This window comes from Ochrobactrum teleogrylli, assembly GCF_037482325.1.
GTDB lineage: Bacteria > Pseudomonadota > Alphaproteobacteria > Rhizobiales > Rhizobiaceae > Brucella > Brucella teleogrylli.
In genome coordinates this window covers 816,725-831,904 of the sequence record NZ_JBBHKQ010000002.1, presented here as the reverse complement: position 1 = coordinate 831,904, position 15,180 = coordinate 816,725, and the positions used below count along the sequence as shown (strand labels likewise).

The following is a 15,180-nucleotide window of genomic DNA, read 5'->3' as shown; positions in this document are numbered from 1 at the left end:
CTATCTTGCGAGTTGCTAGAGGTCCTTAGCGGTAATCAGCTTGATATCCGTCTTGACCCAGCCTGAGAATTTTTCTCCCGCCAGTTCCTTAAGGCCATAATCGATGCCCATTGCCGCCATCTGCGCGCCGAACTGGTCGATCGTGGCCAGCATCTTGCCGTCCTTGATCAGTGGCTGTACGGCGGGAATATTGTCGAAACCAACGACTTTGATCTGGCCTGACTTGCCTGCTGCATCAAGCGCCTTCACAACGCCCAGCGCCATTGAGTCATTGGCTGCCATAACGCCCTGAATATCCTGATATTGTGTAAGGAAATTCGTCATGAGTGTGTTGGCTTCTTCCGTCTCCCAATGTGCGGTCTTGGAATCCAACAGTATCAAGCCGCCTTCGGCCACAGCATCATCGAAACCCTTCTTGCGCTCCTTGGCATTGTCGGCCTCGGGATTACCTTCGAGGATAACCACCTTACCGCCCTTGCCGAGTTCCTTGGCAAGTGCCATGCCGGACAGCTTTGCGCCTTCGCGATTGTCGGGTCCGAAAAATGCCAGATCGACACCGGCCTGCTTCTTCGCCTCTTCATCAAGCGCCACGTCGATATTGATGACCTTGATGCCAGCTTCCAGCGCCTTCTTCACCGGTGTGACCATAGCCTTGGAATCGGCCGGCGCCAGAACGATCACATTGAACTGCTGCGTGATGAAGTTTTCAACCGCATCAACCTGGGCGGCGAAATCACGTTCGTCTTTCATGCCAACAGCGGCAAAGGTAAACTTGTCCGTATTCTTGGCCGCATAATCTTCAGCACCGGCCTGCATTTGCTTGAAAAACTCGTTTGCAAGCGACTTCATGACAAGCCCGATTTTGGGTTTGTCCGCTGCAAAAGACGGTAAGGACGGCAAAAGCAGAGCGCCTGCTCCAGCCGCGCTGGTCGTTAGAAACTGGCGTCGCGAAATTGAACCTAGACCCAGCCCATTAATTATTGAACCTTTAGTCATGAATTCCTCCCCTCGCTTCAGCATTAAGCTTGAGCGTGAATTCAAGGTAGAGCCGGAAATGGAAAACTGTCAAGACTACAGAAAGTGGGAGATTATAAGTAACTCGCCAGGGCGAATACATTCGATAAAATTGAATGGCAGATAGTCTTTTCCCAGTTTCTTGGGTCTAACCCGACACACCATCTGTCTCTAACAAGCAACTTCCACCCACCGCAAAACTCGCCCGAAGGCTTCGCAAAGTTGATTGCTCTTCCCCGGTGCAACAATTCCTCGACTTGCTCCACTGAAGGTTTGTGCGAACCGCTCGGCCGTTTTTTATCGACTTGTCTAAGTTGCTCTAACCAAGTGCTCGCTTGATCTTTTCAGGTGTGATCGGAAGTTCATAGAACCGCTTGCCCGTGGCATGCGCTATGGCGTTTCCAATGGCCGGAATGATCGGGATCGTCACGACCTCGGCAATGCCCTTTGGCGGCGAAGTGTCGGAAAGCGGCGTCAGATAGTCCGCGCTCTGTTTCCATACGGCGACGTCTTTCGACCTCGGCAATGTATAGCGATTGAAATTCCATGTTCCGTCGCCCGGACCATCATCGTAAAGTGGCAGCTCCTCCATAAGCGCGTGGCCGATGCCCATGGCGAGGCCACCCTGCTGCTGGCCCGAAACCAGTTCGGGCACGATGATCTTGCCGGGATCGAGAATGCTGTGATGCTGCATGATCTCAACCGCACCCGTAAAGGTGTTGACGTTGAGTTCCACAATGCAGGACGCTGGCGCATAGGTCGTCACGCCCGCATTGACGCGCTGCACCGGCGGGAAATTGACCTTGCTGCGTTTGATATATTCATAACCACCCGTGGTCATCCGTTTCGCCTCTGCGGGAGCGCCATCACCATAGCGCACCGCCAAAGCGTCGATGGCAAGCTCGCGCATGCCTGCGCCGGGTATGGTGAACTGGGCGGTCGCCCATTCCCAGCGGCTGAAACAATGAAGCGCCACGCCGGTGATCAAACCCAGTTCGTGCGCCTTGCGGGCGATGCGTTCAAAGGAAAGCGTTTCCATGCTGCCGCCGCCCACGCCGCCCGGGACGATACGGATGTCGGCGAAAGTGACGTCGCCGGCCGATATTTGTCCGTCGGCTGGCCCTTCGCTCCAGATAGTCCGAGCGGCAGGCCAGATGGTGTTTTCCAGCAGGAACTGCGCGGCCTGCCGGGTGCCGAAGCTTAAAAAATACGCGCTGTTGGAGGCGCTCATCGCTGGCAAAGTGGCAGGCACCCAGAAAGGGTTCTTCTCGGCCTCGTCCTGCTGCGCCTGCGTCATGGTATAGGGCGAACCGGTGCTGGTAATCGGAAGCTGCGGAAAATCCGTCACGCCGAATTCGACATCATCCGGCACCTTACCGATAATGTCGCGCACCAGAACCTGTTGCGCCGTTGTCGCTCCGGTGCCAATTTCCTGCACGCAATGCCGCATGGTCAGCCGCCCCTGTGCGTCGAATTCCAGCGCTAGCGCGGAGGTGTCCGCCCCCGTGCCGTAATCCTTCTGCACCTGCGCGAAGCCGATGCCGTAAAGGCGCCCCGGATGCGCCGCGTCATAATCCTTCTTGGCCTGTTTGCGATTGGTCCACAGCGGATTACTGGCCGCCTTGTCGAGCATTTCGATATTGCGCGGATCGCCAAGCGGCTGAGCGCCTTGCGTGTTCAGGTAACCCGCCTTGGTGGCATTGCGACGACGAAGCTCAATGGCGTCGATGGCAAGTTCATTTGCCAGTTCATCAACCATAAGTTCAGTCACCGACATGACCTGAAGCGCGCCATAGCCACGCATGGAACCGGCCTCCACGGCCTGGCTCGCCAGCGCGACCGAACTGAAATCCGATTTCGGCAGATAATAGATCGATTGCGCCGCCGTTGCAGCGACCTGCGCGACGGAGAAGGAATAGTTGGCCCGTCCGCCTCCATTGGCGACATAGTGCCCTTTCATGATTTCGAACTGGCCCGTCTTGCGGTCGGCGACAAGCGAGACATCCATATGGAACGAATGTCGCTTGAGGCCCATCTGGAACTGCTCATATCGATCATTGGCAAGACGCACGGCTTTGCCACCGCCGTAAAACGCCGCCATCACGCAATAAAGCGGGAAAATCGAATGGTCCTTCGAGCCATAGCCAACCGTTGTGCCGGATTGGAGCTTGATCTCATCGACCGGAAAGGTCTTGTTGCCCTTGACGATCATGGCCCCCGCCCGCCCCACTGCGCCCGCATCCAACTGACGAGCGCGGCGATCTCGCCCTCGTCCATCGTGTCGGCGAAGGCCGGCATGGCGTACATGCGCTGCTGGTTGGTGAATGCCTGAGTGGCAATACCGTTCAAAACGGCACTGATCAGCGCGTTCGGTTTATCCAGCGCAACTATGCCGTTGCCTTTCATGGCGGGCGCGACATTGGGTATGCCTTCGCCGTTCAAACCGTGGCAGCCCGAACAGGCCGAAATATAGGACATACGCCCCTTGTCCATATCGGCATCCGGCGGCAACGTAACGGCCTGCGGCAAGGCTTCGGGCGCGGGTTTTGGCGGCGGAATATTGCCGTCACTGTCCGTCAGCAGATAGGTGGCGATAGCGCGAATATCGTCGTCGGACATGACATTGGTGGAGAAATGGGTCACCGTATTCATATCGGCGAACGATGTTCCCTGCGGAGCAATGCCCGTTTTCAGATATTGGCTCAAGGCACGCAGATCGAAGCCCTGTCGTGCCAGGCTGGGCTGCGTAATGTCGGGCGCGACCATGCCCTCCAAAATGCCCCCTTGCAGATTGCGCGCAAAGTCGGGCGCCATCATGAGATTGAGCGGCGTGTGGCATCCACCACAATGAGCCAGCCCTTCAACCAGATAAGCCCCTCTGTTCCAATCGGCAGAGCGCTGGTCGTTATGCGTCGCTTCGCGTTTTGGGAAAAGTCAGAAGCGCCCAGAAATTCACGAAAGGACGAACCGGAAGCCGAAAGATGGCGCTGTTGGGTCTGTTGGCGACAGCCATAGGCGGTATCGTCATCAGATAGGCGTAGAGCGCATCGATATCATCCGGCGTCGTTACCTGCGTAAACAGGTAGGGCATAGCCGGATAAAGATTGCGATGACCGGGCGCGATGCCATATTTCATCACGCGATGAAAATCGGCCCGGCTGTATCTTCCAATGCCGTAAGTCGGATCTGGCGTGATGTTGGTCGAATGCAGAGTGCCAAAAGGGGTGGCGATAGCAACGCCTCCCGCTGCCATCGGACCTTCGGGCAGGGAATGGCAACCGAAACAATCGGCAGCGCGCGCCAGTTCCTGTCCCCGGGGGACAAGCGCATGCATCTGTTCGACTGACAGCGGTGTTTGTACATCCGGGCTGACGGTTGAGGTCCGGAACAGACCCAGCAGAACCGACAATCCGCCCGCGATGACAACGAGCGTGACGGCCAAAGCAATGTGGTAAAGACGCTTATGTTTCATGCCCCGCTCCGCCCCATCAACCGATGACGCAGCCGGGTGTTGCGAGAGCAACATCCCGGATCGCCTCGTAATAACGGACATAGCCGGTGCAGCGGCAGATATGCACATCGAGCGCATCCTCAATCGCCGCTTCCAACTCAGCACGCTTTACAGGCTGTCGTTTCAGCTGTTCGATAAAAACGGTCGCGCCTGCAACGAAGCCCGGCGTGCAATAGCCGCACTGAAAGGAAAAATGATCGATGAAAGCCCGCTGCACCGGTGTCAGGCTGAGAATACTACCGTCACTGTCGCGCTGCGCGTGGCCCTCAATGGTGAGGATCGATTTGCCGGCAAAAAAATGTGCATCATAGATGCATGTGCGGCTTTCAGCCTTGGTGCCGTCAGGCTTGACCTCGATAACTGTACAGGCATGGCAGATGCCCTGACCGCAGCCAAAATGCGTGCCCGTCAGGTCGAGATATTCGTGCAGAAAGTCGATCATCGGCATCCCGAGCGGAACGTCAACGGGTCCGACTGTGGCGCCATTAATCGTCAGGGTCAGCGGTCGCTTTTCCATATTCTATCCCGAAACCTGTTATTGATCAGCCGCTCGAACATATCGCCACAATATAATTTTTACCGATATCTTACATGTAGCTAATTTAACTAAATGTAATATTATTCAATTAAATAATAATCATTCTTCCATTAACGGACTATGAAACTAAATCCGACCGAATATCAATTCAATAGATAAATAATAATTGGTTGTTCCCATTCAACACGAGCTACCGCTGAATTAACCTTTACGGATATGCGTCCTGTTTCCGATAACGCCGGACGGCAGCGTCAGAAACGCAAGGCGGCCAATTCCAAGTAATCATCTAAAAAATTGTTATAAAAGCACTTTCCAGAATCTGGACAGACAGAAAAACTGAATTATTATATTAGTTATGCGTCAGCAATAGAATATAGATTTGCAAGCCTGGGGGTCCGCGTTGTATTTTCTCACTGACCCTGTGGTGGCGCTATTTGCTTCCCTTGCAATAGGCTACCTCATCGGCCGCTTGCGCATTGGCCCGGTTCGATTGGGCGGGGTTTGCGGGACATTGCTGGCGGCGCTGGCAATCGGGCAACTTGGCGTCCGCATTTCGCCGGACCTGAAGGACAGCGCCTTCACTCTTTTCATCTACGCTCTCGGATTTACGGCGGGACCTCAGTTTTTCGCCAATATTCGAGGTGGGTGGCGGTATGGAATTTTTTCCATCATCGAAGTTGTATGCGTCACTTTGCTGGTTTCGATTGCGATCATTCTGTTCAAGCTCGATATCGGAACGGCAACCGGCCTTTTCGCAGGGTCCGCGACGGAATCCGCGGTCATCGGCACAGCGTCACAAACGATTTCCCGTCTGCCCGTCTCGCCAGAAGAGATTGAACAATTGCAGGCCAATGTCGCCACCGCCTACAGCCTCACCTATCTGTTCGGCCTTTTGGCAATCGTGGTGTTCACGACCCAGCTTGCGCCAATACTTTTGAAGGTCGATCTCAAAACCGAGGCGCAGGCGCTCGCCAGAAAACTGGGTTCGGAGGATGAGGACGACGTTCAGGTCGAGGGGCTCCCCATGTTCGTCGCTCGTGCTTTCAGGGCTGGCTTCATCGGCGGACAGACGGTTGGCGATTTGGAGAAAGGCTGGAATTGGACGGTCACGATTGAACGTGTGCGCCGACATAAGAAAATTCTTCAAACAGACCCTACGTTCCTTTTGATGCCGGATGACATTGTCATTGTGCATGGACGCCGTAACGCTGTTATCGCCATTCAGGATTCATTTGGAGACGAGGTGCCCGTGCCAGACGGCACCAGTCTGGCGCTGGTGACCCGTGAAGTGGTTCTCATCCGGGCTGACGCATTTGGGCGTCAAATTCGCCAGTTGCGCCATTCGGCGTCGCCAGAATTGCGGCGTGGCGTGTTCATATCGAATATTCGCCGGTTAGGGCAGAATATCCCGGCTCTGCCCGGTACGGTTCTCCATGAAGGAGATGTTCTGACGCTTTATGGACAGGAAGAGGTAGTCACCCGCGCAGTGCAAGCATTAGGCAAGCCTTTGCCCAAAGTCGCCAGCACAGATTTTGTCTTTCTCGGACTGGGCATCGTCGCTGGTCTTCTGCTGGGCAATTTCTCCCTCAATATCCGCGGCTGGGAGCTGACGTTAGGGTCAGGCGGCGGCGCCTTGATCGCTGGCCTTGTCTTCGGTTGGCTCAACATGCGAAATCCGGCGCGCGGCGGGTTTCCGGTTCCTGCCGCTGAATTTGCGAAAGATTTCGGACTGGCGACATTCATCGCCGCCATCGGGTTAAGCGCCGGACCCGAGGCGATCGATCTTGTCCTTCAATACGGACTGATCCTGCCGATCCTTGGCCTGATCGTTTCCTTCGTTCCGGCTCTCGTGTCACTTTTTGTCGGCGCGAAACTGATGAAGATCGAGACACCAATTCTTCTTGGCGCAATCGCTGGTCAGCATTGCAGTACGCCAACGATCAGCGCACTTGTGTCCCAGGCCGGGAATTCGACGCCGGTCATCGGATACACGGTCACCTATGCGATTTCCAATGTTCTCCTGCCCCTTATGGGACCAATGATCGTGGGGATTGCTGCGGCGCTCGGAAGCTAGCTGACCCCAGCAAATCTCCGGCGATGTGCCCGTTACGTGGTCGGCAATCCGAGGCGAACGGCATAGGCCGTCAGCTCGGCAGAACTATGGAGATTAAGCTTCCGCATCAGGTTTTCGCGATGCTTGCGTGCGGTCAACGGACTGATCCCCAGTCGCGTAGCTACATCCCGCGCAGTCAGCCCTTGCGCGACCAGCGCCAGAATTTGACGTTCGCGACGCGTCAGCGGGATCGGCGACAGAATATCCGGCGCGGGCTCAGAGCTGCTGCTGCCCATCGCCCCCGTGATCGCAAAACGGATGGACTGGGCCAGATAGGTCTTGCCATTTCTGACAGCGTCGATGGCGGCGCCGATTTCTTCCGGATCGCCGTCCTTTGTCAGATAGGCGCTGGCCCCGGCTTCCATCGCGGCGAGAATTGTTCTGGGCTCAACATTCGCAGTCAGGATCAATATTTTCAGTCTGGGCGCAACAGCTTTTATTTCCGAGATGAATTGAATTCCGGCGACCCCTGGCATGCCGAGGTCTAGAATGAGCAGATCGGCCCCTGCACTGCGCACATGCTCCATAACGGACGTTCATCATTGGCTTCCGCGATGACGGAGATGCCGTCCATCACGGAAACCAGAAGCTTCAGCCCCTGACGCACGATAGCGTGGTCGTCGGCAAGAATGGCGGTAAGAGGACGGGTCATCCGGCTATCATTCACCTTGCATTGGCGCCCATTGGCGCAAATCGTTCAAATCACAACTTATTGGCGGCAAGTTACTGATCGATCAATAATTTAAGTATATCACTGCGCAACAGACGACAATGCAACATATTGGGAGGACGGATGCAGGAAGACAGGATACGTCAGGCTCTCACGGAGCTTTTGTACCGAAATTCCTATGGCGTCATTATCTCGAACGTCGTCATTTCTCTCGGTGCGATCTATGTTCTGAAAAATGCTGTGCCAACAAGCTGGATAGCCGGATGGCTTGGCGCACTTTATTTGCTGACCGCAATCCGTGTTTTCGCATCACGCCAATTCTTTAGCCGCCAAAGAGACGCGCAGTCCATTCAGCGCTGGGCGTGGCTTGCCGCGAGCTTTTCCTGGATATCTGGCCTGTTGTGGGGCGGGCTGGGGTGGGCGGGGTTTCTGCCGGAAGCGCCAATCGTTCTGTCCTTCACCGTCATCGTCCTGACCGGACTTGTCTGTGGCACGGTGCCTTCGCTCTCGGCCTTTCCACCAGCGCTGGTCGGGTCAATCATCGCGACGGTCATACCGATAGCGGTGCGTTGCATCACCAGCGAAAGCGAAATTTCTGGCGCCTTCCTGTTTCTGCTGGCCTCGCTTGTCGCCATCAATTTCTATTATTGCCGGATCACCTATCGCATGTTGCACGAGACCATTCGCCTGCGACTGGAAAACGAAAATCTGGTCGAGCATTTGCAGGAGGAAACGGACCGGGCGCAGCGCGCCGACAGGGCCAAGACACGTTTTCTGGCGGCGGCAAGCCACGATCTTCGCCAACCGATCCACGCATTGAGCCTGCTGATATCCACGCTCGGAGTCTTGGGGCAGCGCGGCAATGTTGCATCCAGCGATGCACGCGATCTCGCCGGGAAGGCAAAATCCGTCGTCCACGATCTGAGCGGACTTTTAAACGAGCTGCTCGATATTTCGCGGCTCGACGCGGGCATTGTAACGGTGGTGAACGAACCGGTTTCTCTGTCGGTACTATTTCACGACCTGCATGACGAATTTGCGCTGGAAGCAGAGCAACGCGGACTTCAGTGGCATGTTGTCGAGAGCGATCTTTATGTCGATAGCGATCCGATGATGCTCAAACGCATCCTGAACAACTTTCTATCGAATGCTTTTCGATACACCAAGCAAGGTCGCATCCTCCTTGGCTGTCGCAGACGCGGCGATGCGATCGAAATTCAGGTCTTCGATACGGGCCCCGGTATTCCAACCGATCAACAGGCGAAGATTTTCGAGGAGTTTGTCCAGCTGCAAAATCCGGCGCGCGACCGGTCGCAAGGTCTGGGACTAGGGCTCGCCATAGTCCGGCGCACAGCCATGCTGCTGGGACATCCGTTGAAACTCGTGTCCATTCCGGGCCGAGGCTCAATGTTCTCGCTCACGGTTCCCCAAACCCGCGACGAAGACCACGCAAACCCGCCAGGGCATCTGCCGCTCGAAGTGGAAACCTCGCTCGGCGTCATCGTCATTGATGACGAGAAAGATGTTATCGACGCCATGGAGCAGCTGCTTCACCTTGATGGGCACCGGATTTATCCGGGGCGCTCAGCCGCAGAGGCTGAGGCATCCTATGCGGCAGCCCTCGAGAGTGGGGACGCGCCGGTCGATTTGATCATTGCAGACTATCGGCTGGGCGGAGGCGTTACCGGGCTCGACGCCATTCAAACACTGCGTTCGGTGGTCGGGCGACCTCTGCCGGCGATTATCGTCACCGGAGATACCTCTCCCGCGCGATTGAGGGAGGTCAATGCCAGCGGGGCACTCATGCTGCATAAGCCCATTGATGTCGATGAACTGCGCGAAGCCATTGCCGCCGCGATTTCCGCCCCGGTCAAAACCTCACCCTAAGCACGGCATTTACACCCTGTTGATAGGCGTGAGAACCAATCTGGCCGGTATAATTGACCCCAAGCGTAGCGCTGCGGGAAAGATTGAAGTTCAGGCCAGCCTCGATGAGCGCTGCGTCCTTCGCAATCGGCGCTCCGTAAACCGTGAAGGCGGATGACCCGATGAAACTGTTCGTCGAACTTGTGTCGATATCGCCATAGGCGTGACGCCAGCCAATAGACCCGTGCGCATTGGCCGATACATTGCCCAGCATAAAATGTCGTGACGCCCGCAAGCCGATGGTGGTGAAAGCTGTGTCCATCGTATCGCTATCGACAGAGAGCCGCGCCGCCGTTCTTCCCGCTTCATTGAAGCCATCCGTGCGGTGATGCACATAAGCGAGATTAGCAAACGCTTCCAATGGAGCATCTTCCCTACCCCATTGATAAGCAAGTTCGCCAAAAGCCTGAAACGTGCTGGCGTGATAATCGCTGTTCAGACTATCGGAAAAGCGCGAAAAAATGACGGATCGGTCGAGCTCGATTTCGTGCCACGTATAGGCAAGCCCGGTGCGGAAGGCGATTGCATTGCCATTGTTCAGTTTCCAGGACGAACCGGCATAGGCGCCCAATGTATAATTATCGCTTTGCCCCGAGGATGCGCGCCCATCCACATCGAATGTTGTCCGGCTATAGCCCGCCAGCAATCCAAGACGCCAATTATCGAATACTGTACCGTCTACTCCCGCAACGAAGCCGCCGGTATTGTAGTCAAGCCCCGCAGTGTTTCCGTTGCCGTCGATTGAAGCCCAGTTACCATAGCCCTGAATCCAGGCGTTATAATTTTGCTCGCGAGCCGTGGATGTTATCGCCGCAAACGCGTCCGGCCTGGCGGCAGTCGAGCCACTCTCGGGACCATAGGAAAGTAGAGTTGCGGAGGGCGACAGCACGAAGCTCTCGGTTGATCGCAAACGACTGTTCATGGCGTCGCGAATAACGGCGCTTCCTTCGATGAGTGCTGCTTTCGTTGAAGCATAGGCTTCGCCGGACAGAAGGTTAAAAGCAGATCGCGCCTCGTCTGCGCTGAGCATCAACAATCTGTTGTAAAGTTCGAGAGATGGCCCCGACTGCTGCAGCGTATCCAGCGCCTTTGCCGTCGCGATCTGGTTCCTCGTTTCCGAAACAGTTGCGAAGAGCGCCGGTGGCGGTGTGCCCGAGGTCGGGTCGACACCTCCCCCATCCGTCTGACCGACATTTTTGACAGCAATTGTCAGATTAACGTTGTTGAGATCATAGGTCTCGTTTGCATTGATAAAGGCCGACTTCGATACTGTATCCTCAAAAGCGCCGTTTATTCCGCCATCCGAGGTGAGGATCGTATAGGTCTGTCCGCTTTGATACCTGGTGGCAGGATCAAGGGCGGTCACGCTGACATTTCCGCCCAAAATCGTGGTTGCGCCGGTCACATGCGTCAGATCGCTCATGCCAGCGCCTGCAATATCAACGGCGAAAGTCGATCCACTTTGAAGCGTCAGGTCTCCGTTGATTGTCAACGTACCAATCGAATTGCCAGACGACAAAGTTGCGCCAGTCAAAATGTCGACCAGCGACCCACTGCCCGAACCGATGGAGCCATGCCCACCAACCAAGGCACCGTCTCCTATAATGAAGGAGCCACCCAAAACCGCATTGCTGTGACTATCATCCGATCCGACAATCAAGCCGCCTGCGGACACTTTGGTCATGCCCGCAAATCCGGGGCTTTCGCCGTTATAGGCGAGCGTTCCAGGTCCAGCCTTGATGAAAGTCCCCTCACCCGTCAACAGACCGGTAAACTGCGCGCTGGTCACCTGATCGAATGTAAATGCGGCCGCGGCAGCAATAGAGACATCGCCGGAGAAACGTTCCGCGCTGGAAGTCAGGTCGCCTTCCTGTACGATCCAGTTGAGATCTGACGCGCCACTCAAGATAAGGCTGCCAGATCCTTCCTTGATCATCGTTCCAGCAACCCCGCTTGCGCCCGCTATATTTCCGGCAAAATTGCCATCAGCTGCCTGCGCGAAAACGACGACACCCGCATTTGCGATATTGCCCGCAATCGTTTCCGAATTGCCGACGAGACGACCCGCCTCAATGACCGTGTTGCGATAGCTATTACCGCTATTTGTGAGTTGAAGCGTCCCTGCCCCCACCTTCACGAGATCATCCTGTCCCGATATGACACCGTTCACGGTGAGGTCGGTATTATCCAGCACATCGAAAATTCCGGCCTGCGTAAGCGTGATCGACCGGCTCGTCTGGAAACTCGCCGTCGTCGCCAATGCGCCGCCGTTGAAAATCAGGCCACCGGTCGGATCGCCGAGATTATCATCGCGCAACACCTGCAACACGCCCCCCGCTATCGTCGTGCCGCCTGAAAAACTGTTGATACCACCAAGCGTCAGCACGCCGCTGTTGAGTTGCAGAGCCAGCCGACCGCTGCCGCCATCTTGAATCACGCCGGAAAATTGTGACGGGCCGACAGACGAACCGTCAATGGTCAAGACACTGCTTGTCGCCGCGCCATTTTCAACGAGACCAGCGCCTGCGCCAATACTGTTGATAGCGCCGACGGTTGTACTAAACCCATTGAGTTTGATGGTTCCCCCAACGCCACCCGGCAGATTGTCGAAATTGACGCCAACACCTGACGTCACAGCATTGGTGGCCAGAACATTAAGCGTGCTATTGCCATAGAGGGTCTGAGCGCCACCGCTCAGACCGCTGGTGGCGGAAACGTTGAAAACGCTGCTATCGTGAAACTCCCGAGCGCCACCGTTGACAGCATTGGCCGCCGACGCATTCAAGACACTGAGATTGTAGAAATGTTGCGCGCCGCCACCGACCGCTTCGCCCACGCCAGCATCCAACACGCTGTTGTCATTGAAATATTGCTCACCACCGCTCAGCGCGTTGGCAGCTGTCAACGCCATGACGCTATTAATGTAAAAACTCTGCGTTCCACCGTTGACTGCGCTTGATGCGGTCGCATTTAGATGACTGCTGCCATTGAAAAACTGCGAACCGCCAACGATGGCGTTCGCTGTCGCGGCGTTCAACGCGCTGGTGTCATAAAAAACCTGCTGCCCGCCACTGAGGCCGCCTGCCGTTGTTACGTCCAGCCTGCTGCTGGCGTTGAAATACTGAAAGCCGCCACTAATCGCATTTGTCGCCGATGCATTTAGCGTGCTGGTGTCGTAGAAGCTCTGCCCGCCGCCGGCAATGGCGAATGATTGTGACGCATTGAGACTGCTGAGGTCGTTGAAATATTGCGATCCGCCAATAATGGAGTTCATCGCGGTGGCGTTCAGCGCACTCGAATTATAGAATGCTTGCGTACCACCGCTAATAGCACTGGTTGCTGTCGCGTTGAGCAGGCTTGTATCCCGAAACAGCCAGGTGGAACCGGATATGTTGGGGAAATAGTCGGCTGAGTTCGCGTCAACAACCGTAGCGCCCGTGCATGGCGACGACGTGCAAGCAGTCTGGGCGTCTGCCGGCGCTGTGAGGGCGAGACCGGCTGCGACTAACAAGACCGCCTTGGTTATGTCGAGATTTATGACCGACGCCGGGCTATTCTTCCAAGAGGCCAGTCCTGTCTGAACCACACGCGCCTGTTCAACTCGCTCTCCAATTAATCCGACCAAATACGCAATCAACACACATCCCCCACAAACCAGCCGGCGAAAGCAAAGCCAATCACCCGGGCTTGAGCACTCGAGACCAGCATTCCTGAAACGGAAATGCTGGGATCGGAAACTCCGTTCTGTTTGTTAAAGGGGTAGGTTATGCGCGCCGTCAGAGGAACATCACCAATATACAAGGTCGCCTAGGCTAATCGACGATTATGGGCTGAACATTACGCCATTGTTGGTATCGCACTACGACACCTATCGAATGCGGTTTCCCACATTATCGGGGATCATCTTCCACCCGAGCATCCCAACATTCCGCACTGAAACAGTCCGGAAATGATCGCTATAAGGTTTTCGCTGGAGCCGTTCGCACATGAGGGGCCCAGCACGTCTGATGCCTTTTAGACGGTCGAAAAGAGATTCTTTGGGTCTTTGCGCAAACACAGCTGTAGATTTTTTGGTGTCAATCAGTTATAGAGTTGCGTATCGAATGCTGCGTTACGCCCTGGCTCACGCGGCAAAGTTCGAACTGGAACACTCCTCCAAAAAAATTAAAAACAGACAATCGCTCGAGCTAAATTTAAGACCCACTTAGCTTTTGTTTGCGAAATTTTTCACCATAATTTCAATAGCTTGATTTCATCGCAATCCATCGCCCCCAGTACCTTTATAAACACTCATTCATGCGCGTCTCGTTTTGCGCGCTGGGTTGGAATGCCGTGTACAACCTGTGAGACTGAGGGCAACCTCAACCCGTGTAGTTATTCGATATTCTCGCCCAGTCCAGCAATACTCCTACGATCAGCAATATCAGTCGATGCGCCCCGTCAATTCAATTATATGACCGCAGCAAACGGCCCAACAGTAAAGTCGGCAACCTGACGGTCGGCCTTGAGATGACGGCGAGACAAATTATTCATGCTTGGAGACACGTTAGTATAACTAAAAAATTGTTTGGAACTGCAAACGTTTTACTCGTGCGTACGACTGCGCTCGTTTCGTTATTGCCCACGCCCGCCATATTCAATCGAAACTGAAATTGACAGCTGTCAACGCGTCAGCGCAAACAACTCTTTGCCACCCATAACAGCACTTTCACCGCATTCCATCCATATGTGAGAGCCCTATCACGACATGAATAACGCACCGGAATCGTCCGGCATGGGCATTCGACCCTGATCGTAGGTCCAAGTCTTCATGCTGTGGGCTAAGTAAGAATCGGTTATCATCGCCTTCAACAACTGGCAGGAGTTTTTCTATGAGTGTCGCCTTCGCCAAAGAAGAGAGCGCAGAAGCAGCTTCGGAAACGATATTGCCAGATCGTGAAATCTCGCCTCACCCCAATCTTGTGACAGAGAAGGGCTTGCTACTGCTGCAGGAGGAGCTTCAGAAGGCGCGAGATGCGTATGAAGTCGCAAATTCGATCGAAGACATCTCAGAACGCCGCCGGCAGACGGCACATCCAATGCGTGATCTCCGATACTATGCAGCCCACCTTCATTCAGCGCAGCTCGTACCAACACCACAATATCCATCGAATGTTGGTTTCGGCTGCGTTATATCTATCAGCAGGGATGGCGGGGCGCGCCAAACTTATCAGATAGTCGGCGAGGACGAAGCTAATCCGAAGTCTAGCACGATATCGTTCGTTTCGCCGCTGGCACGATCCGTCAGCGGTAAATCACTTGGCGATATCGTCATTTTGGGCAACAATGAAATTGAAATCCTGGCAATCTCGTGAGTTTTTCAGAAATGCCGGCTCGGCTCTAGACAGATTTATTCTTCACCAATCTGC

Annotated in this window: 11 protein-coding genes; 3 read left to right on the top strand and 8 right to left on the bottom strand. The window is 55.0% G+C overall.

Features of this window, described 5'->3' with window-relative positions; genetic code table 11:
• Window positions 1-15 precede the first annotated feature (15 nt).
• The 5 genes from WIX40_RS21355 to WIX40_RS21335 form a co-directional block, all read right to left on the bottom strand.
• The gene (locus WIX40_RS21355; RefSeq protein ID WP_339442027.1) at window positions 16-996 is read right to left on the bottom strand and encodes a sugar ABC transporter substrate-binding protein; all 981 of its coding nucleotides are present in this window, start codon (window positions 994-996) and stop codon (window positions 16-18) included.
• 337 nt (window positions 997-1,333) lie between these two features.
• Window positions 1,334-3,226, bottom strand: coding sequence for a xanthine dehydrogenase family protein molybdopterin-binding subunit (locus WIX40_RS21350; RefSeq protein WP_339442025.1), 1,893 nt, complete (start codon window positions 3,224-3,226; stop codon window positions 1,334-1,336).
• Window positions 3,223-3,831, bottom strand: a complete 609-nt coding sequence (locus tag WIX40_RS21345) for a c-type cytochrome (protein WP_503657159.1) — start codon at window positions 3,829-3,831, stop codon at window positions 3,223-3,225. The genes WIX40_RS21350 and WIX40_RS21345 overlap by 4 nt, the downstream gene beginning before the upstream one ends.
• Window positions 3,832-3,919: 88 nt before the next feature.
• Window positions 3,920-4,486, bottom strand: a complete 567-nt coding sequence (locus WIX40_RS21340) for a c-type cytochrome (RefSeq protein ID WP_339442023.1) — start codon at window positions 4,484-4,486, stop codon at window positions 3,920-3,922.
• Window positions 4,487-4,502: 16 nt separating this feature from the next.
• The gene (locus WIX40_RS21335) at window positions 4,503-5,042 is read right to left on the bottom strand and encodes a (2Fe-2S)-binding protein (protein ID WP_339442022.1); all 540 of its coding nucleotides are present in this window, start codon (window positions 5,040-5,042) and stop codon (window positions 4,503-4,505) included.
• A 421-nt stretch (window positions 5,043-5,463) separates the two neighbouring features.
• On the opposite strand from WIX40_RS21335, the gene aspT reads away from it, so the two are divergent.
• Window positions 5,464-7,137 carry an aspartate-alanine antiporter gene (gene aspT, locus WIX40_RS21330; protein WP_339442020.1) on the top strand — a complete coding sequence of 558 codons (1,674 nt, stop codon included), beginning with the start codon at window positions 5,464-5,466 and terminating at the stop codon, window positions 7,135-7,137.
• A 32-nt stretch (window positions 7,138-7,169) separates the two neighbouring features.
• Here aspT and WIX40_RS21325 read toward each other — a convergent pair whose 3' ends face one another.
• Together WIX40_RS21325 and WIX40_RS21320 are read right to left on the bottom strand one after the other, a co-directional pair.
• Entirely contained in the window at window positions 7,170-7,652 is a 483-nt protein-coding gene (locus WIX40_RS21325; RefSeq protein WP_339442391.1) for a LuxR C-terminal-related transcriptional regulator, read from the bottom strand.
• Window positions 7,653-7,660: 8 nt separating this feature from the next.
• A complete protein-coding gene (locus tag WIX40_RS21320; RefSeq protein ID WP_339442019.1) occupies window positions 7,661-7,828 on the bottom strand; it encodes a response regulator in 168 nt (55 codons plus the stop codon).
• Between the two features lie 141 nt (window positions 7,829-7,969).
• Here WIX40_RS21320 and WIX40_RS21315 point away from each other — a divergent pair, with 141 nt between their 5' ends.
• On the top strand, window positions 7,970-9,733 hold the full coding sequence (locus tag WIX40_RS21315) for an ATP-binding response regulator (RefSeq protein WP_339442017.1): 1,764 nt from the start codon (window positions 7,970-7,972) through the stop codon (window positions 9,731-9,733).
• On the opposite strand, the gene WIX40_RS21310 is transcribed toward WIX40_RS21315, so the two are convergent.
• Window positions 9,717-13,358, bottom strand: a complete 3,642-nt coding sequence (locus WIX40_RS21310; protein ID WP_339442016.1) for an autotransporter domain-containing protein — start codon at window positions 13,356-13,358, stop codon at window positions 9,717-9,719. The two genes, WIX40_RS21315 and WIX40_RS21310, sit on opposite strands and share 17 nt — an antisense overlap.
• Window positions 13,359-14,643: 1,285 nt before the next feature.
• Between WIX40_RS21310 and greA the strand changes: the two genes are divergently transcribed.
• Entirely contained in the window at window positions 14,644-15,126 is a 483-nt protein-coding gene (gene greA / locus WIX40_RS21305; RefSeq protein WP_339442015.1) for a transcription elongation factor GreA, read from the top strand.
• Window positions 15,127-15,180: the final 54 nt, after the last annotated feature.

Coding starts and splice junctions, on each gene's coding strand:
- WIX40_RS21355 (WP_339442027.1), bottom strand. CDS start 996: ATGACTAAAGGTTCAATAATTAATGGGCTGGGTCTAGGTTCAATTTCG.
- WIX40_RS21350 (WP_339442025.1), bottom strand. CDS start 3,226: ATGATCGTCAAGGGCAACAAGACCTTTCCGGTCGATGAGATCAAGCTC.
- WIX40_RS21345 (WP_503657159.1), bottom strand. CDS start 3,831: ATGATGGCGCCCGACTTTGCGCGCAATCTGCAAGGGGGCATTTTGGAG.
- WIX40_RS21340 (WP_339442023.1), bottom strand. CDS start 4,486: ATGAAACATAAGCGTCTTTACCACATTGCTTTGGCCGTCACGCTCGTT.
- WIX40_RS21335 (WP_339442022.1), bottom strand. CDS start 5,042: ATGGAAAAGCGACCGCTGACCCTGACGATTAATGGCGCCACAGTCGGA.
- WIX40_RS21325 (WP_339442391.1), bottom strand. CDS start 7,652: ATGCCAGGGGTCGCCGGAATTCAATTCATCTCGGAAATAAAAGCTGTT.
- WIX40_RS21320 (WP_339442019.1), bottom strand. CDS start 7,828: ATGACCCGTCCTCTTACCGCCATTCTTGCCGACGACCACGCTATCGTG.
- WIX40_RS21315 (WP_339442017.1), top strand. CDS start 7,970: ATGCAGGAAGACAGGATACGTCAGGCTCTCACGGAGCTTTTGTACCGA.
- greA (WP_339442015.1), top strand. CDS start 14,644: ATGAGTGTCGCCTTCGCCAAAGAAGAGAGCGCAGAAGCAGCTTCGGAA.